This is a genomic window from Stutzerimonas stutzeri (assembly GCF_013522825.1).
Taxonomy (GTDB): domain Bacteria; phylum Pseudomonadota; class Gammaproteobacteria; order Pseudomonadales; family Pseudomonadaceae; genus Stutzerimonas; species Stutzerimonas stutzeri_AK.
Genome location: NZ_JAAMQZ010000044.1, coordinates 15,823 through 36,225, shown reverse-complemented (window position 1 = coordinate 36,225; position 20,403 = coordinate 15,823). Strand labels below are relative to the sequence as shown.

The following is a 20,403-nucleotide window of genomic DNA, read 5'->3' as shown; positions in this document are numbered from 1 at the left end:
CCACCCCTGCGTCGCTGCGCTCCGACTGCCCGGCCGGATGGCCGTGGAACAGGTGGCCAGATGGCCCTGGAATGCCTGGCCAGATGAGAGCGGACTGGGTGGCCGGATGGCGTGGAATCCGCAAGCAAGGGCGACGCGCTGCGCCGGGAGCGTGCGATCAAACGGCTGAAGAAGACAGCCAAGGAAGCGTTGATCGAGCTGCAAAGTAATCCGGTGAATGGCCCGGTAATCAGCTGAACGGGTAGGCTGCCTGACCGTGGCCGAGTAAGCTGCCGTTCTACCTGGACAAGCGGCGGAGCCTGCCATGCATGACCTGATTCTGCATCACTATCCCACCTCGCCTTTTGCCGAGAAAGCGCGGCTGTTGCTGGGCTTCAAGCAACTCTCCTGGCGTTCGGTGACCATCCCGCCGGTGATGCCCAAGCCGGATCTGACCGCGCTCACCGGCGGCTATCGGCGCACGCCGGTGCTGCAGGTCGGTGCCGACATCTATTGCGACACGGCATTGATCGCACGACGCCTGGAAGCGGAAAAAGCCACGCCGGCGCTGTTTCCCGAAGGCCGTGAATTCGTTGCCGCCGCCCTGGCCCAATGGGCCGACTCCGTTTTGTTCCTGCACGCGGTGAGCCTGGTGTTCCAGCCGGAATCCATGGCGCTGCGCTTCGCCCAGGTGCCCAGGGAATTCGTCCAGATTTTCAGCAAGGACCGCGCACAGCTGTTCAGTGGCGGTTCGGTTGCAGCCATTCCCCTGGAACAGGCCCGGAGCCACTGGCCGGTGCTGATGGCACGCCTGCAGCAACAACTGGCGCGAGAGGACGATGAGTTCCTGCTGGGCGGCGCGCCCTGCATCGCCGATTTCGCCGTCGCCCACTGCCTGTGGTTTCTCAAGGCCACGCCGGTGACTGCGCCGTTGGTGGAGGATTACCCGGACGTGGCTGCCTGGCTGGGCAAGCTACTGGGCGTCGGGCACGGTTCCCACAGCGAACTCTCGGCAGAAGAAGCCCTGACCATCGCCCGCGAGGCTACGCCTGCCGCGTTGCCGGACGAAGCATTCAGCGAGCCGAACGGTTTTCAGGTGGGTCAGCAGGTGGCCATTTGCGCGGTGGATTACGGCACCGATCCGGTCGAAGGCGAGCTACTGTTTGCCGGCATCGAGGAATTGATCCTGCGCCGCGAGGATGAGCGCGCCGGAGTCGTGCATGTTCACTTTCCCCGTATTGGTTATCGCATCGAGGCGCGCTGATACATCCAGCCCGCGAACGGCGTAATGCCGTTCCGCGGGCCTTTCATGTGCCGCGCCTCAGAGCGCAATGAACAGCAGCGTGACGCCCAGCAGCAAGCGATAGATCACGAAAGGCAGCATGCCCAGCGCATCGAGTGCCTTGAGGAACAGCTTGATGCAGAGGAAGGCCGCGACGAAAGACAGCGCGGCGCCGATGAAAATATCGTTCCACTGCGCGTGCTCTCCAGATTGGACCAGTTCGACTGCCTTCAGCCCACCTGCTGCGAGTATCAGCGGTATCGACAGCAGAAATGAAAAGCGTGCTGCGGTCTGCCGGGTAAAACCGAGTAACAGTGCGGCGGTCATGGTGATACCCGAGCGGGATGTACCCGGGATCAGCGCCAGTGCCTGGGCAAAGCCGATGATCAGCGCGCTTTTCCAGGTCAGCTGATCCATTTCGGCGACTCGCCGGCCCTTGATGTCCGCGTGCCACAGCAGCAAACCGAAGATGATGGTGGTGGCGGCGATTAACAGCATCGAGCGGGTGTATTGCTCGATGTAATCCTCCAGCAGCAATCCGATGATCGCCGCTGGCAGGGTACCGATGATGATTGCCCAACCCAGGCGGCTTTCGGCACTGACTTGCTGGCGAAAAACGTGCGCCAGCCAGCCGCGGGTAGTGGCAATCACTTCATGGCGAAAGCAGATCAGCACAGCGAGCAGCGTGCCCACATGCACCGCGACGTCGAACGCCTGTCCCTGGTCCGGCCAGCCGAGAACCTGGGAAGGAAGGATCAAGTGAGCCGAAGAGGAGATCGGGAGAAACTCGGTGATGCCCTGCACCAGGGACAGGATAATCAGGTGAAGCCAATCCATTGTGAGTCCTTACCAGAACGGGTCGTGCGGAGTTGCAGCTGAATGATTGAGCAGCCATGTGACTGACAAACCTGAATTTCATTCAGCAGCGAGCGGATTTTGTTCCGCTCGGGAGGTTGGCGAGGCTCAGTCCTTGCGGCGCTTGAGCTGATCGACCAGCTGGGTTGGCAACTGGCGGATGATCAGCATGTCGCGGGCCTCGTCGTACTCGATCTTCGAGCCCAGCAGGTGCGACTCGAAACTGATCGACAGGCCCTCGGCGCGCCCGGTGAAACGGCGAAACTGATTGAGCGTGCGCTTGTCCGCGGGAAATTCCGGGGCCATGCCGTAGTCCTTGTTGCGGATGTGGTCGTAGAAGGCCTTGGGCCGGTCTTCATCGATCAGGCCGGACAGCTCTTCCAGCGACACCGGCTCACCGATCTTCGACTGGCTGCTGGCATAGCCCACCAGCGCACTGGTTTTCTCCCGTGCCTGCTCTTCGGGCAGGTCCTCGCTCTCGACGAAATCGCTGAAGGCCTTGAGCAGCGTGCGTGTCTCACCCGGCCCGTCGACGCCTTCCTGGCAGCCGATGAAATCGCGGAAATACTCCGAGACCTTCTTGCCGTTCTTGCCCTTGATAAAGGAAATGTACTGTTTGGACTGCTTGTTGTTCCGCCACTCGGAAATGTTGATTCGCGTGGCCAGGTGCAACTGGCCGAGGTCCAGATGCCGCGCCGCCGCCACGTCCAGCGACTCGGTGACGGTCACGCCCTCGCTGTGATGCAGCAGGGCGATGGCCAGGTAATCGGTCATGCCCTGCTGGTAATGGGCAAACAGCACATGGCCGCCGGTGGACAGGTTGGATTCCTCCATCAGCTTCTGCAGATGCTCGACGGCCTGGCGGCTGAAGGCGGTGAAATCCTGGTTGCCCTCCATGTACTGGCTAAGCCAGCCGCTGAACGGATAGGCACCCGATTCCTCGTGAAAAAATCCCCAGGCCTTGCCCTGCTTGGCGTTGTAGCTCTCGTTGAGATCGGCCAGCAGATTCTCCATGGCCTGGGACTCGCCCAGCTCGCTGTCGCGGGCATGCAGCACGGCAGGCGTGCCGTCGGGCTTTTTCTCGATCAGATGGACGATGCAGTGACGGATGGGCATGGCGAACTCGCGGGCTGAATACAACAGAGGCGGCAGTTTACCCGAGAGCCGGGGTCGTGGAGCGTTTGTCCTGAAGGCGTTTACCCCTCAAGCTGTGGAGCGTAGTGGTGGTAGAAAAAACGGCTATAGAACAGATAGGCCGCGCTGCCCGCGCAGACCGCCACGATGCTGGCCAGCGCCATTGCGCCATAGAGAGGAAAGGTGAGGGCCGGTAGGTATTCGCTCAGATTACGCAGGATGATTCCATGCAGGGCCATGGCGGAAGAGGGAGCAAGGATCACCCCATAGGCCAGGCAACCGACGTAAGCCGAGATGGCCCAGCGAAATCCAAGCAGGCGGCCAAGAGGTGCGGACCATTGCCGAAGGCGCTCGACAGGCAATTGCAGCATCTCATGGCAAATAGCCTGACAATCACTACGCTCGGCGGTCAATTCGGCAACTTCCGCATTCAATCGAGCGCCCAGTGCACTACCAGCGTGAAACAATCCGTCCTTGCGGCGGCGCAGTTGCTGACCTTCGATCTCGATTTGCTGTAATCGCTCCTCGATTGCGAAAGCGCGCTTCTGGTTTTCGGACAGTTCATCTTCCTCTTCCGCGTCTAGCAGTATATCCGTCTCATCGGGAACACGAGGATGCCTGGCGTAGAGTAGTTCACTGATGAGCCAGCCCAGCCAGATAAAGGAAGTAGCCAACAGTGTGAAGACGAACACCAGCCAGCCGATCAAAGCGATCACCAAGCCAAGTGGGCTGCCTTCCTGTTTTCTCTTTTTGCTCATGTGTCGTTACTCGGAAAAAGCGATGTTGGCATCGAACGATGGCCCTCGGCCTTTGACGCGCCGGATGACCTGCGCCAGCAAGGCTCTGCACTCATCGCGCTTCTGTTTGTGACTGAACATCAACTGATAGGAGCCGAAGTCACCGGACAGATTCAGCCGGTAGCGTCTGCGTCGGCTGCGACCTTGTCCCGCTCGCTGTGTGTCGTTGTCCAATCGCTGGATTTCATCGATGGCTATCTGGATGCGGTGAGCGTGATCGAAGAAGCGCCGCAGACTGAGAATGTCATGCAGGCTGTTTTCCAAATCGTCGGCGCTGAAGCTAAGCGTTGCGGACTCCGGGTCGAGGCGGATGCCGGCAGACTGGGCTTGCCAGACTCGCCAGCCAAACAGGCCGGATGCAAGCAGGCTGCCGCAGAGCCAGATACTGATCCAGAGGACCGGGCTGAAATCGCTTAGCAGAAGTAGAATCAGCAACAAGCCGAGGGCCGTCAGGCCAGCCAGCATCGCCAGCCAGCACCCGAAGGTGACGCGTATGGCGTGCCAGATATCAACCACCGTATAGGCTTTGCCATGCAGAGAGCGACGATGTGCGCGGCTCATGACAGCCATCCACTTAACAGGAGTATCGCGACAGCCATGCCGGCGACCATGGCAGGGAGTTGGAAATGCCAATTGGCAACCGGCACGAGTCTTTGCTCCGCGGTCCTTTGGTATTCCTCCTGAGCAGGAGCTGCGGTTTCTATCATTGACTCGACAACGGGCGTGACTGCGGCGGGTCTGGATGGGATATCGAGGCTGCCGGAGAAATCTTCCTGCTCGTCATCTTCGTCCAGATCCTCCTCCTCCGAAGCCTGCTCTAGCGCTTGCCTGAAAAGCATCTCCACATCTTGGAGATGATCAACGCCATAGGCATCGATATAGGCGTGAGTGTGTCGAAGGCTTGTCTTCAGTAGTTCAAGGTTCATGCTGGAATATCCTCCAGCGTCAGGGTGCGAAGTTGATCGCGACTGGGCTTTTCGATTTGAGACAGGCGATTGGCGTGGGCCTGCATCACTTCTTCGAAGAAGGTGCGGACTTCCCGCGCGTTGCCGAAATGCTCGCCGCGCCTCTCCCAACGGCTCTTGATGATCTGGGCGCTCTTTTGCCAGGCCTCGGCGCGAAAGCGCAGTTCGTGCCTGTCGCACAGGCGGCGGAAAATCCGCAGAAGATCTGCCGATTCGTAATCGTCGAAGTGGATGTAGCGGGTAAAGCGCGACTTAAGGCCGGGATTGGACTCAATGAACGTCCGCATCTCCTCGGTGTAGCCGGCGACTATCACGACCAGATCGTGGCGGTGGTCTTCCATCAGCTTGAGCAGGACATCGACGGCTTCATAGCCGTAGTCGCTTTCGGTTCTGCCTTTTACTAAGGCATAGGCCTCGTCGATGAACAGCACGCCGCCGAAGGCGCTTTCGACAATTTCCCGGACGAGACCGGGTGTCTCCCCCAGGTACTGACCGATCATTCCCGAGCGATCGGTTTCTATCAGATGGCCTTTACGCAGGAGGCCGATGTCGCGGTAGATATCAGCAATCAGCCGCGCCACTGTGGTCTTGCCTGTGCCCGGATTGCCGGTGAACACCATATGCATGGAAACCGGTGGCACCGGCAGGCCGTTTTCCTTGCGGTTAAGGATGTAGCGGACAAAGTTGATGCTGTTGCGCACTTCACGCTTCACCCCTTCGAGGCCGACAAGACTTTCAAGTTCTTTCAAGGCTTCACCGGGCGCCATGGGCGAGTGGCTGGAGCGCGGACCGATCTGTAGCTCGAAATGCTTGCGGATCGGCTCTAGCACCTGCTCGGCCCTGTCCATGTCCGCTGGCGACTTGTCGCCATCCCAGGCTACGGTTGCCTGGATCAGCTCGTCCAGGTAAGGGTAGGCCTCTTCGCTGAAACCCGGTTGCAGGCGCTCGGCAATCAGCAGAAAGGCTGGCAGCACCTGTGGATCGAATGAAGCCTGGCGATCTCGCAATGTGCCATCTGCCAAGTTCAATTTTTTCACACTGAGATCGTTGGCCAAGATGGTGTTGATAAATTCCTGATGGCGCGAGCTTATCTGGCGGTCGCCGGTCATCACGAAGTCGAGCATGGGAAACAGCCAGCCCAGCGTCAGGCGCACCAATGAGTGCGGCAGTTTGGGATTGGCCCGAGTGAATCGCTCATCCAGCCCGCCGTTGATTATCAGGTCGAGCAGGCGCATGAGGGCTATTTTGGCTTGGTCTATGCAAGGAGGTGAACTCATGAACTACTCATGCTCCTCCGGATGATATGTGTAGTTGGCATAGTCAATGATTCTTTCAATGAGTTCTTTTTTGCGGCCTTTATCGTTATTGAATAATAAGAAAGATACGGATTTTATTTCTTCCTCAGAGAGTTGCTTTGACTTTTCTTCAAGGAACTCCTCAACGCTAAAATATTCGAATATTTCGCAAAATATACTATTGCTGTTGCGGGTTGTTTTTAGCTCAAAATGAGTCTCTTCTTCTATTGTGGAAATGATTTTTGCTCTTTTTTCATGGCTTCGATAAGTTATTGCAAAGGCATCGATAACATTGTTAATGCGATCCGATTCCTCTTCTTCTACAGAGAATGCCCTGAATTTTTTGTTTGTAATCCATTCGGTCATGTTGGATTTGATGTGTTTTGTATCGCCAGAGTTGTCGATGCTCAGATCTTTGCAGATGGTTTTGAGCAGGTCTGGAGTGATTGTGTCTGCTATTACATTGATAGCTTGCTGATTGTTTTTTATGTTAAGTAGCCTCCGGAATTTGTTTGCTATTAGGTTTAGGATCTCTTCTGTAGCCTTGTTTCCACCTAAGCTCTCGCATATCTCTATAAGGCTTTCGCATTGCTCTTTTGGTGAGTAGCTTGCAGATAAGTTCTTGATGTAGCTTTCGGTGAGTTGGTCTTTTCTTGTTTTTATTCGGCTAATCAATTTTTCGAGCTCTGGCTCAAAATGGTCGTGTCCAAAAGACAAGGCATCTTTTCTGTATATTTCTTCGATTCCCGGAGGAAGGATCGTCGGGAACTCTTTTTCGCCATTTACAAAAATGGGGATGATTGGCTTTCCACTTGCCAAGGCTGTGCGTATCTCACGATATACCCAGTCTTTTTCTGTTAACACTGGGTCGTATTTCCCGTTGGAACTCTTGCCGCGCTCAAATAGGCCGGGGGAGACTATAAGTACAAAGTTTCGTGCGGCTTGCAGGTTTTTTTCGATGGCGTCGTCAAAATTTCCCTCCCCCAAACTTTCCTTGTCGAAGAAGATACTAATATTACGCTGGGTAAGTACGTCGCAGAGAAGGCGTGCAACGGTTGCTCCACCAGTGCGGCGGTAGCTGATGAAGACATCTTTGATTTCCATATTAAATCTCACATGAACTTACGTCGGTATTTCAAACTTGCGTTGCCGGTGCAAAAGCAGCCATTCGCCATTTTCTGCAAGCGCCTCTTTGCCTATGGATTTGAGAATACTTCTGGCTGATTCGGTGTTCCCGGCCTCAAGGTGCTGATCCAGAACAAGAATGGCGCGGCTGAAAAGGCTTCCCATTTTTTGATACCTATTGGCATCTTCTTCATAAGCCATCAGGTTTGAATGGTTTCGACAAATTGCAGCCAAAACAAGAAGGATGGTGGCCAAAAGTGTTATCCAAGGCAGTAGCTGGGCTGGCAGATTGGTAACTGTTTTGAATAGAAGGAGCGCAGTAGTAATACAGCCTGTTGCGAGCAGGATGCGGCTAGAGAGTATCCATTTTTTCAGTTTTTTTTGCTTCTTGGCCGCGCAGCTGCCTCCGCTCAAAAAGAACTTCCTTTGATCTTCAAGCCAGTGTTTTCTGAGCCATGAGAAATCTGCTCTGGGTTGAGTTGTATTTGAAGTCCGATTGGTGTTTTGAATGGCGAGACGAATCCAGCCAAGTTCATCGGTCTGGCTGCTCAGGTAATATTTGTTTACGCACTCCTTTATATCAGCGGCCTGCCAATAGGATTGTACGCGCAATCCCTCTGCCAGCGCGCGCCAATCCATGTATTGTGTTTCACTGTTTCGCGTGCTGCTGGAAAAAAACTGGTAGCTGGCAAATGCGGCAACTCCGAAAGCTATATGCAAAGCTAGCCAGTGCCATTGCGTATCAGGCCCCAAATGTAATTGCTGGAAAAATATTGAAAGAAAGACAAACAGGCTGAGTAACCACAAGGTGATGATGCGTTGCTTTTGCTTGCTGCGTGCTAGAGCGTCTGCAATAGCGAATGTCTGTACACTGTTTTTGATGGTGGGAGAGTAGTCCGCTTCTCCCGTCAACCACTGGCGGCTTTTGATTATCTCGCCAGGTGCGGATGCTTGAATCTTTCTGGCTGCCTGGTTGAAATCCTCTATAGATTGGAAAATTTCATTCCAGCATTTACGCGTGCCGGTAGCAGTGGCGCTGGTTGTACCCTCCCACTTACCGACGTCTTCAGCTGCGTAGGCCAGTGGGTTCTTTTTCCTGTTGCAGCGCAGGTGCCGAACCTGGCAGATCTGAGGCTGTGCCAGCGGATTGTCTTCATTCTCGATGCCTTCACGACAAAGCCGTACAACATCAGCGGTGCCTCCGAGCAAGGGATTGTCCGCGTTACCATCCCACAAGGCATAAAGACGCTGTGCGTGCTGAGCCAGATATATCCCCAAGGCTTGGTAGCAGGTATCGCGTGACGGGTTTTTTGCGAGTGAACCTGCCATGGGGGCGACTTGAGTTTCTGCAGCCTTGCTCAGCAAGAGACGAAATTTTGCAAGCCCTTCATGTGTGGAAAAATCCTGTTCGTACTCGGTCGGTGGCATGGGCAATACGGCAATCAGCTCAATGTCATATTCCAGAGCCACTTCAGCGACTAGCCAATCAGCACCCTCGGCAAGGCCGTTCAGTAATTGAAAGCGTGTGTTTGGGTGCTGCTTGCGTAGTGCTGAAAATTCTGCATGCAGAGCTTTGCTAATCGATGGAACCTCTGCGTCCAGTAAGTCGCGATGACCACTGGTGGCCAGCACAATAGGGATCGGGCCGAGTGTCATTCGGTACTCCAGGCAAGGTCAATTAACGCAGAGGTCAGATTTTCTGGATTGCGTTTACGCTTGGCGCGCTGTATCAGGCAAATACAATCTATCAGCGGCTCGCCAGCACTGCCCAAGGGCATCAGCGGATTAAATTTGGCCAAGGCATCGGAAAAGGTATACAGAAGGGCTTCGCGATCATCGGCATAGCCTTCTTCTGCTAGAGCCAAGGCTTCCAGAAGTGCTAGTTCGATAAACAGCGAATCAAGCCAGCCGACCTCATGGCGGTAAGCAAATATCCAGCGAGTCTTATTGATCAGGATGGGCGCCCAGAGATTGGACTCCCGTGCGCCCACCAGACAACTGCTGACGAAGACTCCTTCGATCTTGTCGCCGTGGAGCGCCACCTTCTCCAGAAGCTTACTGGCACGGCCATTGGCAATGTTTGTCTTGTTGCCATGGGCGCCTATATAGAGAATCTGGCGCTTTTCATACGTATGAATCAGATCCTGCGAGAGGGCGGCCTCGAAGCTCCTGGTGTCGTAGAAAGTCGAGTAATAAATATTGAAGTAATCATGCAGACGCTCCAAGCCTTGGAAGAAGGGCAGGGATGAAGCTCGGGTAGGGTTGCTTTTCGGTGTCCACCACGGGGACTCCAACAAGAGAAGGGCAAAATCGTCTGGCATCTGGCTTGGGACATGTCTAGGGGAGGCAACTTGATATCATATTGCTTGGCTGTGGTCACTTTGAATTGCCGACAGGCAGATGTGTGTTAATGACAGCAAAAGTTGTGGCGCTAGCCTGCCGAGCGCAATTCAACGAAGGGAGTGACATGTGAGCGAAACCTGGGCCTGGCTGGGTGTGGTGCGTGGGCGGTTTCTGCTGTTGACGCTGAGCTGTGTGGCGCTCGGGGCCGCGCTGGCTGCAAGCGGGCAGGGCGGTTCTGTGGCGGTGGGTGAGGCGTTGCTGGTGCTGCTCGGGGCGCTGGCCGCGCATGTGGCGGTGAATGCGCTCAACGAGTGGAGCGACTATCGCAGCGGTCTGGATCTGCGCACCCGTCGCACTGCTTTCAGCGGTGGCAGCGGCACGCTGGTGGCGCGTCCGGATTTGCTCGGTCGCACGCTGATACTTGGCCGCGGTAGCGTGCTGGCCTGTGCGCTGATCGGGTTGTTTTTTCTGCTGCGCAAACCGCAGTTGCTGCTCAGCCTGGCACCGCTCGGGCTGACGGGGTTGGCGCTGGTGCTGCTGTATACGCCCTGGCTGACGAGGCACCCCTGGCTGTGCCTGTTCGCACCGGGTCTGGGTTTTGCGCTGATGGTGCTGGGCGCGCGCATCGTGCTCGGTGGTCCGCTGGAGAGCCGCGACCTGCTGCTGATCCTGGTGCCTTTGCTGCTGAGCAACAATCTGCTGCTGCTCAGCCAGTTTCCCGATATTGACGCTGACCGCGCCGCTGGGCGGCGTACTTTGCCCATGCACCTTGGCTGTGAGAGTGCGCTGAAAGTGGCGCTGGCTCAGTGGCTGCTGGCTTACGGTGTGCTGTTTTTGATGCTTTTCAACAGTGAATCTGGTGGTGCCGCCCTGGGCCTGTTGACTCTGCCGCTGGCCCTGCGCGCCGCCTGGCTGCTGCGCAGCCAGCCGCAGCGGTTGTTGCCGGCGCTTGGGCTGAATGCGGCCATCAGCGTGGCGACGCCACTGCTGATGGGCCTGGGGTTGATGCTTCGTTAGCGGCTCAGAGCTGAAAGCGGCTGGTCAGCTTGTTCAGGTGGGTGGCCAGGTGTGTCAGTTCGTCGCTGGCGACCGAGGTTTGCTGGGCGCCGTCGGCGCTTTGCAGGGAAATGTCGCGGATGGCGATCAGATTGCGGTCCACTTCTCTGGCCACCTGTGCCTGTTCTTCGGCGGCGCTGGCGATCACCAGATTCATTTCGTTGATGTGCCCGATCCGCTCGGCAATCCGTGCCAGTGCCTGATCGGCCTGGTTGGCCATTACCTGGCTGCGCGCGGTCACCTGAGCGCTTTCCTGCATCTCGCTCACCACCGCCTGGGTGGATTTCTGGATCGCTTCGACCATGTGCTCGATTTCCAGGGTCGAATTGCGGGTGCGTTGCGCCAATCCGCGAACTTCGTCGGCGACCACAGCGAAGCCGCGCCCGGATTCGCCGGCGCGGGCCGCTTCGATGGCGGCGTTGAGCGCCAGCAGGTTGGTCTGCTCGGCGATGCCCTGGATCACCACCAGAACCTGGCCGATGGATTGCGCTTCGGTCGCCAGCCGCCCGATGGTTTCCTGAGTCTGATCGAGCTTGACGCTCAGTTGATCGATGCTGTTGCGGGTGGTGGCAACCTGCTGCAAGCCGTCGTCGGCTTCACGAGCGGCCTCGCTGGAGGCGGTCGAGGTGTTCGTGGCATTGGCGGCAACCTCGTCCACGGCGGCGGACATTTCGGTCACGGCGGTGGCGGCCTGCTGCACTTCATCGTTCTGGCGGGCAATGCCGCGTGCGCTGTCTTCGGTTACGGTGTGCAGCTCTTCAGCTGCAGAGGCCAGTTGGCTGACCGAGCCCTGAATGCCGCCAATCAGCGCGGCCAGTTGCTGTTGCATGTCGTGGGTGGCGGCGAGCAGGCTGTCACGGTCGCCAGGGGCAACCGGTATTGTCCGCGTCAGGTCGCCGCTGGCGATCAGGCGCAGGGTCTGGGCCGCCTCGGCGGGTTCACCGCCGATCTGGCGGAATACGCTCCGGCCCACCAGAAAAGTGGCCGCCACCACCAGTAGCAGGGTTGTCAGGCTGATCAGCAGAGCCATGCGTGAAGAATTGTCGAGTCCGTCTATCAGGCTGGCGTGACGGGCTTCAGCCGCCTGGTCACTGCTTTTCACCAGTTCCAGCAACTGGTCGCGCAGCGTGCGCCAAGCCGGAGTTTCCTGTTTGACCAGCAGGTCGCGGGCCTGCTCTGTCTGTCCGGCTTTGACCTGTTCGATCACCTGTGCCTGCAGGGGCGGCCAGTTGCGCAGATGCTGTTCAAGCCTCTCGGCCTCGGCCCGGCGGGACGGATCTCTGGCCAGCAGTTCGGCCAATTGTGTGCCGCCCTGGTTGAGCTGTTCCAGGGCTGACTGGTGGTTCAGGTAAGCCTGGGGATTGGCCGGGTCGATAAGGATATTGCGCAGGGCCTGGCCCATTTGCAGGCCGTTGGCGTAGGTTTGGGTAGCCAGTTTGCTGAGCATCACATAGCGTTCGACATATTCTGTCAGTTGCTGCCGACTGCGCTCGGTATACAGCAGTGTCATCGCCGCCAGTACCAGAACGCCGAGCACACTGGCGCAGCCCAGTAGCGATAGTCGTGCCTTGAGTGTCTGTGTATGATCATTGCCTCTCCTTGATGTCCTTGCGAGTCGTGTCGTGAAGCCATACTGGGGTATGTATCGGGTTGTGTTTCAGAAACTTGACCAGAATCAGGCTCAAGGGATAACTCTATCGCCCCAGGCTGGTTCGTGGGGTCAGAGGCAGGCTTCGCCTGAATTGTGTTTCGCTTGCGCGGTGAAGCTTTGGCCCGAGTAGACTGGCTGCCTTTTTCGCAAGAGATGTTTCTATGACTTCTGCGTGGCGCAACAGCGCCTGGATTCTGTTCGGCAGCTCGCTGATTCTCGCCGTGTCGCTGGGCGTGCGGCATGGTTTTGGGCTGTTTCTGCCGCCGATGAGCGCGGAGTTCGGCTGGGGGCGGGAAGTATTCGCCTTTGCCATTGCCTTGCAGAACCTGATCTGGGGCCTGGCGCAGCCTTTCACCGGAGCGCTGGCGGACCGCTTTGGTGTGGCCCGCACTGTGCTGGTCGGTGGCGTTCTCTACACCGTCGGGCTGGTGCTGATGGCGCTGGCCGATACGCCGACATCGCTTTCGCTGAGCGCCGGGCTGCTGATCGGCATCGGTCTGTCGGGGACTTCGTTCTCGGTGATTCTCGGCGCGGTGGGTCAGGCGGTGCCTGCGGAAAAGCGCAGCATGGCGATGGGGATCGCCGCAGCCGCCGGTTCCTTCGGCCAGTTTGCGATGCTGCCGGGCACGCTGGGTCTGATCAGCTGGCTGGGCTGGTCCTCGGCGTTGCTGGCGCTGGGGTTGCTGGTGGCGCTGATCGTGCCGCTGGCGGCGATGTTGCGCGGTGGGCCACGAGTGCCTGATACCGGCCCGCGCCAGTCACTGTCCGAGGCGTTGCGCGAAGCGGTGGGGCACTCGGGCTTTCGCCTGCTGGCGCTGGGCTTCTTCGTCTGTGGTTTCCAGGTGGTCTTTATCGGTATTCACCTGCCGGCCTATCTGGTGGATCGCGGCTTGCCGGCGACGACGGGAACCACGGTGCTGGCGCTGGTCGGACTGTTCAATATCGTTGGTACCTACACCGCAGGCTGGCTGGGCGGGAGGTACTCGAAACCCAAACTGCTGACCGGGCTGTACCTGATGCGTGCGGTGGTCATCAGCACGTTCTTCTTCGCCCCGCTGACGCTCTGGACGGCCTATGGCTTCGGCATCGCCATGGGGCTGTTGTGGCTGTCCACGGTGCCGCTGACCAACGGTACCGTGGCGACGCTGTTCGGGGTGCGCAACCTGTCGATGCTTGGCGGCATCGTCTTCCTGTTCCATCAGATTGGCTCGTTCTGCGGCGGCTGGCTGGGCGGCTGGGTCTACGACCGTACCGGCAGCTACGACCTGGTCTGGCAGATATCCATCGCTCTGTGCTTTATGGCCGCCGCCTTGAACTGGCCGATCCGCGAGCAGCCGGTGGCGCGCATGCGTCTGGAGACGGCCTGATGAACAGAGGGTGGTTGTGGCTGGCCGGCATCGCCGTGGTGGCACTGTTGCTGGCCGCCGCCTGGTGGGGCTGGCAGCACGGTGGTTTGGCCCTTCTGCAACTGGGCGTGGGAATCTGCTGATCGTTGCTTTACGCTATTTTTCAGGTGGTTACGGAATCAATTCGATGCGAGTGGCTCCAACAGGCGAGACGAATACGGCTGTCGCAGAATCGTCATCAAAGCCCTGTACAAAGCTGCGGCATGCAGTCACCTGGAGCACCGAATGATGTCCACTATTACCGAACTCGCGCAACAGATCGCCCAGCTCTATCCCCTGCAGGACAAGCATGTCGGCAAGCGCTACCGCGTGGTAGGCGAGCTTGCCGGAATGACCGAGCTGGAAGAGATCAATGGTGAGCCGCGCTATATCCAGACGCTGGCACTGAAGGATCGCCAGCGCTGGGACCTGGTGGTCTGAAAAACTACCTGCGTTGCCAATACTTCGTTAAAAACAGGCTCGGAAAGCCGCTTGCGGCGAACGCGCTTCAGCGCGGCCCGGAGGGCGAACGAAGTGAGTACTGCTCATTTAGGCTACTAAACTCCGCGTCCTCGCCTGTTTTTTCCTCGTCTTGCCTGCCTCGTCTACGTTTTTCAATAGCCAGTTACGCCGGCTGGCCGTGCGGGGCGGCAAGCCATTGCGCGCGCTGCGCGTCATCGAGAAAGGTCCAGGCGACGAAGCGGCTACGCTTCTGGCCCTGTGACATATCCCTGATCCGCACCTGTCTGGCGCCGAGCTTTTGCAGGCGTGCCTGCAGTGGCTGAACGTTCCCGGCCTTGGACACCAGGGTGGTGAACCAGCAGACCTGCTGCGCCACGCCGGTACTTTCATTGGCCATGCGGGCGAGGAATGCCGCTTCGCCACCTTCACACCAGAGTTCTGCTGCCTGACCACCGAAGTTGAGCGCCGGAAGCTTGCGTTTGGGGTCGAGCTTGCCGAGGTTGCGCCACTTGCGCTGGCTGCCGCTGCTGGCCTCGGCCTGGGAAGCGTGGAAGGGCGGGTTGCACAGGCTGATGGCGAAACGTTCGCTGGTTTGAACGAGTCCCTGGAAAACATGCAGCGGATCGCTCTGCTGGCGCAGGCTGATGCCTTTGCCAAGCTGGTTCGCTGCGACGATGGTGCGCGCCGAGGCCAGCGCGACGGCATCGATATCCGAGCCGGTGAAGCGCCAGCCATATTCGCGCAGGCCGATCAGCGGGTAGATACAGTTGGCGCCGGTGCCGATATCCAGTGCGTGGATGCGCGCGCCGCGTGGAATCTCGCCGGCGTTGTCTTCGGCCAGCAGATCGGCCAGACCGTGCAGGTAATCGGCACGACCGGGAATCGGCGGGCACAGGTAGCCTGCGGGGATATCCCAGTGGGCGATGCCGTAGAACTGCTTGAGCAGTGCGCGATTGAACACGCGCACGGCGTCCGGGTTGGCGAAGTCGATGCTCTGCTTGCCGTAGGGATTGATTATCACGAACTGCGCCAGCTCCGGGCTGGCGGCAATCAGGGCCGGAAAGTCATAGCGGCCCGTATGACGGTTGCGTGGGTGCAGCGAGCCTTTGACGCTGTCGGGCTTGGGGGAAGCTGAGGCGAGTTTCTTCGGAGCAGGCATGATCTTCAACGAGGCAGGAAACCCGCGCATTGTCCCACAGCTTTCAGCCTCGGCGCGGCACCAGCAGCATCCAGAACAGTCCCCAGAACAGTGCTCCGGCGCCGAGCCAGAAAGCGCTGTGCAGGGTGCCGCCCATGTCCAGCCAGATGCCGGTAAGCCAGGGGCCAGCCAGCTGGGTCAGGCCGTAGAGGGCGATCAGTGCCGCCGACAGCCGTGGCCCCTGGTGCGGGTGCAGCGAGCGTGCCAGGCGCTGGGTCAGCAGTACGGTGCCGAGGAAGGTACCGCCTACCAGCACCGCACAGAGCAGAATGCCGCTTGCAGCCGGCAGCAGCAGAGCCGCCAGTACACCGAGCAACTGCGTGATGTAGCTCAGACGCAGTGCAACGACGTCGCCCAGCTGCACGCCCAGGCGATTCCACAGCCAGGGGGCGGGCAAGGTGGCGAGTGCGACCACCAGCCAGCTGCTGTCGATCAGAAAATCACCGGGCTCCACCTGCAGGCGTGCCACCATCGGCAGGAAGGTCATGGGCAGGATGTAGCCCAGGCCGGCCCCGGCATAGGAGAGAAACAGCGGCGTACTGGCGCGATCCAGCAGGCGTCCGCTGGGTTTTTCTGCAGTTTTCTGCGCGGGCTCCTCATCCGGCATGTCCAGTTTTGCCAGCTGTCGCCAGCCCCACCAGGCCAGGGGGATGGACAGCAGCGCCGCGGGCCACCAGCGATCGGCCCCCTGCAAAACGCCATTGCTCAGGCTGACCAGCAGGCTGGAGAGAATCAGCCCCACGCATACCCCCAGGTACACCAGCCCGCTGGAGGAAACCCGGCGATGGCGCGCCAGCCATTCGAGAATCAACGACGGCGCCTGCACGAATACCAGGCCGTTACTGATGCCGTTGAGCAGGCGCAGGGCCGAGAGCGCATCGGAGGATTCTGCCTGGGTCTGCGCCAAGGTGCTGAGCACATGCAGGGCCAGCGCCCAGGGCAGACTGCGGCGGATCTGCGTGACGCGATGCCAGCGCACGGCGAGTAGGGCGCCGATCAGGTAGCCCAGGTAATTCCAGGTGGCGATACTGGCGCCCTGCTGGATATCGAGCAGGCCGTCTTCCACCAGCCAGGGCAATAATGGCGTGTAGATAAAGCGACCCAGACCGTGGACTACGAGCAGCAGGACGGCGCCGGCCAGCAGGACCGGAAATAATGCAGGGCGTTGGGACATGAGCGTTCTTGTTCTGTAAAACGACGAGAGTAGCGCTAGAGACAGCGCCATGACATGCCACTTTTTATTGAGTGCGCGAAGCCTACAAGGGAAAGAGCCTGGGTACCAGAACAACCGAAACCAGCATTACCAGCAGCGTAAAGGGCACGCCGACACGCACGAAATCGCCGAAACGGTACTGTCCCGGCCCCAGCACCAGAGTGTTCACCGGGGACGAGATCGGTGTCATGAAGGCTGCCGAGGCCGCCAGCGCGACGATCATCGCAAAGGGATAGGGCGACGCATCCAGCTGTGCCGCGATGGATACCGCCACCGGCGCCATCAGCACGGCAGTGGCGGTATTGGATATGAACAGGCCGATGACCGCAGTGAGCAGGAACAGGCAGGCCAGCAGCGCATGCGGCCCGGCATCGCCGAACAGGCCTATCAGGCCGGACACCGCCAGCGCGATGCCGCCGGTTTTCTCCAGCGCCAGGGCAAAGGGCAGCATGCCGACGATCAGCACCAGGCTCTGCCAGTGAATGGACTTGTAGGCGCTGTCCATATCGATACAGTGGAACAGCCCCATCACCAGGCAGCCGATCAGCGCGGCCAGCACATTGGGCACCAGCCCGCTGACCATCAGGCCGACCATCACCGCCAGGCCCAGCAGGGCGAAAGGTGCACGGCTGGCGGCGGGGGCCACGTCGTCGATTTCGGCGGGCAGGCTGAGCACCAGGAAGTCGCGGCTGAGCCCCTGCAGGCGATGAATGTGTTTCCAGCTGCCGGCCACCAACAAGGTGTCGGCAGGTTTCAGCTTCTCGTCCACCAGTACGCCTTCCAGCGCCTGATGCTGCCGGCGCACACCGACCACGTTGAGCTTGTAGGTGCTGCGAAAGCCCAGCTGCTGGATGGTCTTGCCCGGCAGGCGCGAGTCCGGCGGCAACGCCACCTCGGCCAGCCCCAGTTCGTTGGCATAGTCGCCGTAGTAGGAATCGCCCAGCTGCAGCGACTCGACACCGAGCTCCTGATAGGCGCCCAGCAGGCCGATGGCCGGGCTGGCCAGGTCCACCAGCAGCACATCACCGACGAAAAGCTCGGTATTGCCGGTGGCGATCAGCAGCAGCCTGCGAAACTTGTGTTGCCGTTCGATGGCGATCACGTTGATGCCGTACTGGCTGCGCAGTTTCAGCTCATCCAGCGCCTGGTTGGCCAGGATCGAACCGGGCAGCACGCGCAGTCGCCGCTCGCGTTCAGGCAGGCGGTAGCGCCGGGCAAGGATATCCAGCGTGTCGCGCTGCTCGACAGCCACTTCCTGCACGGTATCGCCGCCGAGCCAGCGCCGGGCCAGCAGCATATAGCCGATGCCCAGTACCAGCACTGTCAGGCCAATGGGGGCGAAGCTGAAAAAGGCAAAGCCGTCCAATCCGGCGCGTCGCAGTTCGCTGTGTACCACCATGTTCGGCGGTGTCGCCACCAGGGTCAGCATGCCGCTGATCAGCCCGGCGAACGCCAGCGGCATCATCAGCCGGCGCGGCGAAACCTCCATCCGCGCGGCGATGCTCAGCACCACGGGAATGAAGATCGCCACCACGCCGGTGGAGCTCATCACCGAGCCCAGTCCCGCCACGGCAAGCATCAGCAGGATCAGCAGACGGGTTTCGCTGCTGCCCGCCGAGCGCACCAGCCAGTTGCCGAGGCGATAGGCGACCCCGGTGCGTACCAGGCCGTTGCCGATCACGAATAGGGCGGCGATCAGCACCACACTGGGGTCACTGAAACCGGCCAGCGCCTCGTTGATGCTGATGATGCCGGTCAGCGGCAGGGCGACCATCGCCAGCACTGCGACCACGTCCATGCGCGGTTTGTTGATGACGAACAGCCCGACACAGGTGGCCAGCAGGGCGAGAACCAGCAGCAGATCGAAATTCATGGCGGGATGCAAGATCAGGGATAGCCGAGGATAGACTTGAGTTGCGCCAGGTTGCGCTCGATCCACTGGCGGTCGATGGCGCCCCAGTCATGGATGCGATAGTGGCCGGCGTTATGGCGTTCGCCGTCATCCTGGACGAAGCGGCAATCGATATCGAGGTCGGAGAGTGCGGCCAGGGTGTCCTGGGCGGTGCGCCGGGGCATGCCGGTCACGGCCATCAGCGCCGGAACGCTGGTGGCCGTGCCGCTGTCGATCAGCCAGGCGACGTAGAGGCGTCGATAGAAACTGGTTTTGGTCTTGCTGACGGTCATTGCCGGTCCTCGGGCCGTGGCGACTGCAATCCTGCCACGGCCCGCGAAGACCGCCTTACCGCAGGGCGAGCATGCCGATATAGGTCACTACGCCGCCAGTGTAACCGAGGAAGGCCAGCAGGCTGACGCGCTTGACGTACCAGGTGAAGCTGATCTTCTCCATGCCCATCGCTGCCACTCCGGCAGCGGAGCCGATGATCAGTGTGCTGCCACCGGTGCCTGCACAGTAGGCGAGCATCTCCCAGAAGTGCCCATCGATGACGAACTGCGACAGCCAGTCGACTTCTGCCGGGGCTGCTCCAGCCAGTGTGGCCGGGCTGACCAGCGGATACATTTTCATCGAGCCGGCCACCAGCGGCACGTTGTCCACAATCGCCGAAAGCAGGCCGATGGCGTAGTTGATCGCGTAGATATGACCGAAGGTTTCACGCAGCGCGGTGGCGACCTGGGTCAGGTGGCCTGCGGTGGCCAGTGCGGAAACCGCCAGCAGGATGCCGAGGAAGAACAGCACGCTGGGTGTGTCGACCTTGCGCAGTACGCCGACTACCGAGAGTGGGTGCTTGTGGTCGGCGTGCTTGTTGCGATGGATGAACTCGGTGGTAACCCAGAGCACACCCAGGCCGAAGAGGATGCCCATATAGGGTGGCAGGTGCGTTACGGTCTTGAAGATCGGCACGAACAGCAGGGCGCCGAGCCCAAGGCCCAGCACCAGCTTGCGCTCGAACGGCGTGGTAGTCGGCGGCAGCTTCTCGGCCAGGTGAGCGCGGGCACGGGGGCGTGGCGCCTCGCCATGCAGGCGGAAGCTGAGAATGATCAGCGGCACCAGCAGGCAGACCAGGCTCGGCAGGAACAGGCCGGTGATGACGCCGGATGCGGTGATCTGACCGCCGATCCAGAGCATGGTGGTGGTCACGTCTCCGATGGGCGACCAGGCACCGCCGGCGTTGGCTGCGATAACCACAATACCGACATAGAGCCAGCGCTCCGGACGGCCACGGATCAGCTTGCGCAGCAGCGAAACCATGACGATGGTGGTGGTCAGGTTGTCCAGCGCTGCAGACAGGAAGAAGGTCAGGAAGCCGATGATCCACAACAGATGCACGCGCTTGCGCGTCTGGATGCGGTCGGTGATGGCCTTGAAGCCCTCATGAGAGTCGATCAGCTCGACGATGGTCATCGCACCGAGCAGAAAGAACAGAATCTCGGAGATTTCGCCCAGATGGTGGCGCAGTTCGTTCACTACAACGGCCGATGAATCGCCCGGATTGTGAGTGCCCGGTTGCAGCAGCGGCAATATGCTATCGGCGCCCAGTATCAACACGGTCCAGGTCAATACTGCAGTCAGAATCGCGGCGGCGGCCTTATCTATTTTCAACGGGTGTTCGAAGGCTATGCAGAAATAGCCCAGAACAAACACAACAGCCATGAGCGCATACATCGGAGGGACTCCATCTTGAGAAACCGGACCGGCCCTTCGGA

20 protein-coding genes and 1 pseudogene are annotated in these 20,403 nt (G+C 59.5%); 6 read left to right on the top strand and 15 right to left on the bottom strand.

Translation table 11 applies throughout. The annotated features are described in order from the left end of the window. Positions 1-120: 120 nt before the first annotated feature. Both G7020_RS20690 and G7020_RS20685 read left to right on the top strand, forming a co-directional pair. Positions 121-237 (top strand): annotated as a pseudogene (locus tag G7020_RS20690) (GIY-YIG nuclease family protein); the annotation flags it as partial. Positions 238-304: 67 nt separating this feature from the next. After that, entirely contained in the window at positions 305-1,243 is a 939-nt protein-coding gene (locus G7020_RS20685; protein ID WP_181086872.1) for a glutathione S-transferase family protein, read from the top strand. 57 nt (positions 1,244-1,300) lie between these two features. On the opposite strand, the gene G7020_RS20680 is transcribed toward G7020_RS20685, so the two are convergent. From G7020_RS20680 to G7020_RS20640, 9 genes are all read right to left on the bottom strand, one after another. Continuing rightward, a complete protein-coding gene (locus tag G7020_RS20680) occupies positions 1,301-2,098 on the bottom strand; it encodes an undecaprenyl-diphosphate phosphatase (protein WP_181086871.1) in 798 nt (265 codons plus the stop codon). Between the two features lie 126 nt (positions 2,099-2,224). Then, a complete protein-coding gene (gene yejK, locus G7020_RS20675; protein ID WP_181086870.1) occupies positions 2,225-3,232 on the bottom strand; it encodes a nucleoid-associated protein YejK in 1,008 nt (335 codons plus the stop codon). Between the two features lie 80 nt (positions 3,233-3,312). After that, positions 3,313-4,008, bottom strand: coding sequence for a hypothetical protein (locus G7020_RS20670; RefSeq protein ID WP_181086869.1), 696 nt, complete (start codon positions 4,006-4,008; stop codon positions 3,313-3,315). Between the two features lie 6 nt (positions 4,009-4,014). Next, a complete protein-coding gene (locus G7020_RS20665) occupies positions 4,015-4,608 on the bottom strand; it encodes a hypothetical protein (protein WP_181086868.1) in 594 nt (197 codons plus the stop codon). Continuing rightward, on the bottom strand, positions 4,605-4,973 hold the full coding sequence (locus tag G7020_RS20660; RefSeq protein WP_181086867.1) for a hypothetical protein: 369 nt from the start codon (positions 4,971-4,973) through the stop codon (positions 4,605-4,607). The genes G7020_RS20665 and G7020_RS20660 overlap by 4 nt, the downstream gene beginning before the upstream one ends. Continuing rightward, entirely contained in the window at positions 4,970-6,121 is a 1,152-nt protein-coding gene (locus G7020_RS20655; RefSeq protein WP_181086866.1) for an AAA family ATPase, read from the bottom strand. Before G7020_RS20655 ends, G7020_RS20660 begins: the two co-directional genes overlap by 4 nt. A 171-nt stretch (positions 6,122-6,292) precedes the next feature. Beyond that, positions 6,293-7,411 (bottom strand): toll/interleukin-1 receptor domain-containing protein, encoded by a 1,119-nt coding sequence (locus tag G7020_RS20650; protein ID WP_181086865.1) that lies wholly within the window; start codon positions 7,409-7,411, stop codon positions 6,293-6,295. A gap of 18 nt (positions 7,412-7,429) precedes the next feature. Further along, positions 7,430-9,088, bottom strand: a complete 1,659-nt coding sequence (locus tag G7020_RS20645; protein ID WP_181086864.1) for a hypothetical protein — start codon at positions 9,086-9,088, stop codon at positions 7,430-7,432. Next, positions 9,085-9,753 carry a hypothetical protein gene (locus G7020_RS20640; RefSeq protein ID WP_181086863.1) on the bottom strand — a complete coding sequence of 223 codons (669 nt, stop codon included), beginning with the start codon at positions 9,751-9,753 and terminating at the stop codon, positions 9,085-9,087. Before G7020_RS20640 ends, G7020_RS20645 begins: the two co-directional genes overlap by 4 nt. A gap of 148 nt (positions 9,754-9,901) precedes the next feature. Between G7020_RS20640 and G7020_RS20635 the strand changes: the two genes are divergently transcribed. Beyond that, positions 9,902-10,792: a UbiA family prenyltransferase gene (locus G7020_RS20635; protein ID WP_181086862.1), complete on the top strand. Its 891-nt coding sequence runs from the start codon at positions 9,902-9,904 to the stop codon at positions 10,790-10,792. Positions 10,793-10,796: 4 nt separating this feature from the next. Here G7020_RS20635 and G7020_RS24315 read toward each other — a convergent pair whose 3' ends face one another. Then, positions 10,797-12,473 (bottom strand): methyl-accepting chemotaxis protein, encoded by a 1,677-nt coding sequence (locus G7020_RS24315; protein WP_336509736.1) that lies wholly within the window; start codon positions 12,471-12,473, stop codon positions 10,797-10,799. A gap of 170 nt (positions 12,474-12,643) precedes the next feature. Between G7020_RS24315 and G7020_RS20625 the strand changes: the two genes are divergently transcribed. The 3 genes from G7020_RS20625 (at position 12,644) to G7020_RS20620 (ending at position 14,308) form a co-directional block, all read left to right on the top strand. Continuing rightward, entirely contained in the window at positions 12,644-13,849 is a 1,206-nt protein-coding gene (locus G7020_RS20625; RefSeq protein WP_181086860.1) for an MFS transporter, read from the top strand. Beyond that, positions 13,849-13,971: a hypothetical protein gene (locus tag G7020_RS24150; RefSeq protein WP_258189412.1), complete on the top strand. Its 123-nt coding sequence runs from the start codon at positions 13,849-13,851 to the stop codon at positions 13,969-13,971. The genes G7020_RS20625 and G7020_RS24150 overlap by 1 nt, the downstream gene beginning before the upstream one ends. 145 nt (positions 13,972-14,116) lie before the next feature. After that, a complete protein-coding gene (locus G7020_RS20620; RefSeq protein ID WP_181086876.1) occupies positions 14,117-14,308 on the top strand; it encodes a hypothetical protein in 192 nt (63 codons plus the stop codon). A 184-nt stretch (positions 14,309-14,492) separates the two neighbouring features. Here G7020_RS20620 and rlmF read toward each other — a convergent pair whose 3' ends face one another. The 5 genes from rlmF to nhaD all read right to left on the bottom strand — a co-directional run bounded on the left by rlmF (position 14,493) and on the right by nhaD (position 20,362). Beyond that, complete coding sequence (rlmF, locus tag G7020_RS20615; protein WP_181086875.1) at positions 14,493-15,488, bottom strand: 23S rRNA (adenine(1618)-N(6))-methyltransferase RlmF; 996 nt, start codon at positions 15,486-15,488, stop codon at positions 14,493-14,495. 43 nt (positions 15,489-15,531) lie between these two features. After that, positions 15,532-16,701: a YbfB/YjiJ family MFS transporter gene (locus tag G7020_RS20610; RefSeq protein ID WP_181086859.1), complete on the bottom strand. Its 1,170-nt coding sequence runs from the start codon at positions 16,699-16,701 to the stop codon at positions 15,532-15,534. Positions 16,702-16,783: 82 nt separating this feature from the next. Beyond that, positions 16,784-18,613, bottom strand: a complete 1,830-nt coding sequence (locus G7020_RS20605) for an SLC13 family permease (RefSeq protein WP_181086858.1) — start codon at positions 18,611-18,613, stop codon at positions 16,784-16,786. Between the two features lie 14 nt (positions 18,614-18,627). Continuing rightward, positions 18,628-18,924, bottom strand: a complete 297-nt coding sequence (locus G7020_RS20600; protein WP_181086857.1) for a winged helix-turn-helix domain-containing protein — start codon at positions 18,922-18,924, stop codon at positions 18,628-18,630. Between the two features lie 55 nt (positions 18,925-18,979). Then, positions 18,980-20,362: a sodium:proton antiporter NhaD gene (gene nhaD / locus G7020_RS20595; RefSeq protein WP_181086856.1), complete on the bottom strand. Its 1,383-nt coding sequence runs from the start codon at positions 20,360-20,362 to the stop codon at positions 18,980-18,982. Between the last annotated feature and the right edge of the window lie 41 nt (positions 20,363-20,403).

Excerpts from the sequence above, each read along its gene's own strand:
- G7020_RS20685 (WP_181086872.1), top strand. The coding sequence starts at position 305 with ATGCATGACCTGATTCTGCATCACTATCCCACCTCGCCTTTTGCCGAG.
- G7020_RS20680 (WP_181086871.1), bottom strand. The coding sequence starts at position 2,098 with ATGGATTGGCTTCACCTGATTATCCTGTCCCTGGTGCAGGGCATCACC.
- yejK (WP_181086870.1), bottom strand. The coding sequence starts at position 3,232 with ATGCCCATCCGTCACTGCATCGTCCATCTGATCGAGAAAAAGCCCGAC.
- G7020_RS20670 (WP_181086869.1), bottom strand. The coding sequence starts at position 4,008 with ATGAGCAAAAAGAGAAAACAGGAAGGCAGCCCACTTGGCTTGGTGATC.
- G7020_RS20665 (WP_181086868.1), bottom strand. The coding sequence starts at position 4,608 with ATGAGCCGCGCACATCGTCGCTCTCTGCATGGCAAAGCCTATACGGTG.
- G7020_RS20660 (WP_181086867.1), bottom strand. The coding sequence starts at position 4,973 with ATGAACCTTGAACTACTGAAGACAAGCCTTCGACACACTCACGCCTAT.
- G7020_RS20655 (WP_181086866.1), bottom strand. The coding sequence starts at position 6,121 with ATGACCGGCGACCGCCAGATAAGCTCGCGCCATCAGGAATTTATCAAC.
- G7020_RS20650 (WP_181086865.1), bottom strand. The coding sequence starts at position 7,411 with ATGGAAATCAAAGATGTCTTCATCAGCTACCGCCGCACTGGTGGAGCA.
- G7020_RS20645 (WP_181086864.1), bottom strand. The coding sequence starts at position 9,088 with ATGACACTCGGCCCGATCCCTATTGTGCTGGCCACCAGTGGTCATCGC.
- G7020_RS20640 (WP_181086863.1), bottom strand. The coding sequence starts at position 9,753 with ATGCCAGACGATTTTGCCCTTCTCTTGTTGGAGTCCCCGTGGTGGACA.
- G7020_RS20625 (WP_181086860.1), top strand. The coding sequence starts at position 12,644 with ATGACTTCTGCGTGGCGCAACAGCGCCTGGATTCTGTTCGGCAGCTCG.
- G7020_RS24150 (WP_258189412.1), top strand. The coding sequence starts at position 13,849 with ATGAACAGAGGGTGGTTGTGGCTGGCCGGCATCGCCGTGGTGGCACTG.
- G7020_RS20620 (WP_181086876.1), top strand. The coding sequence starts at position 14,117 with ATGTCCACTATTACCGAACTCGCGCAACAGATCGCCCAGCTCTATCCC.
- rlmF (WP_181086875.1), bottom strand. The coding sequence starts at position 15,488 with ATGCCTGCTCCGAAGAAACTCGCCTCAGCTTCCCCCAAGCCCGACAGC.
- G7020_RS20610 (WP_181086859.1), bottom strand. The coding sequence starts at position 16,701 with ATGTCCCAACGCCCTGCATTATTTCCGGTCCTGCTGGCCGGCGCCGTC.
- G7020_RS20605 (WP_181086858.1), bottom strand. The coding sequence starts at position 18,613 with ATGAATTTCGATCTGCTGCTGGTTCTCGCCCTGCTGGCCACCTGTGTC.
- G7020_RS20600 (WP_181086857.1), bottom strand. The coding sequence starts at position 18,924 with ATGACCGTCAGCAAGACCAAAACCAGTTTCTATCGACGCCTCTACGTC.
- nhaD (WP_181086856.1), bottom strand. The coding sequence starts at position 20,362 with ATGTATGCGCTCATGGCTGTTGTGTTTGTTCTGGGCTATTTCTGCATA.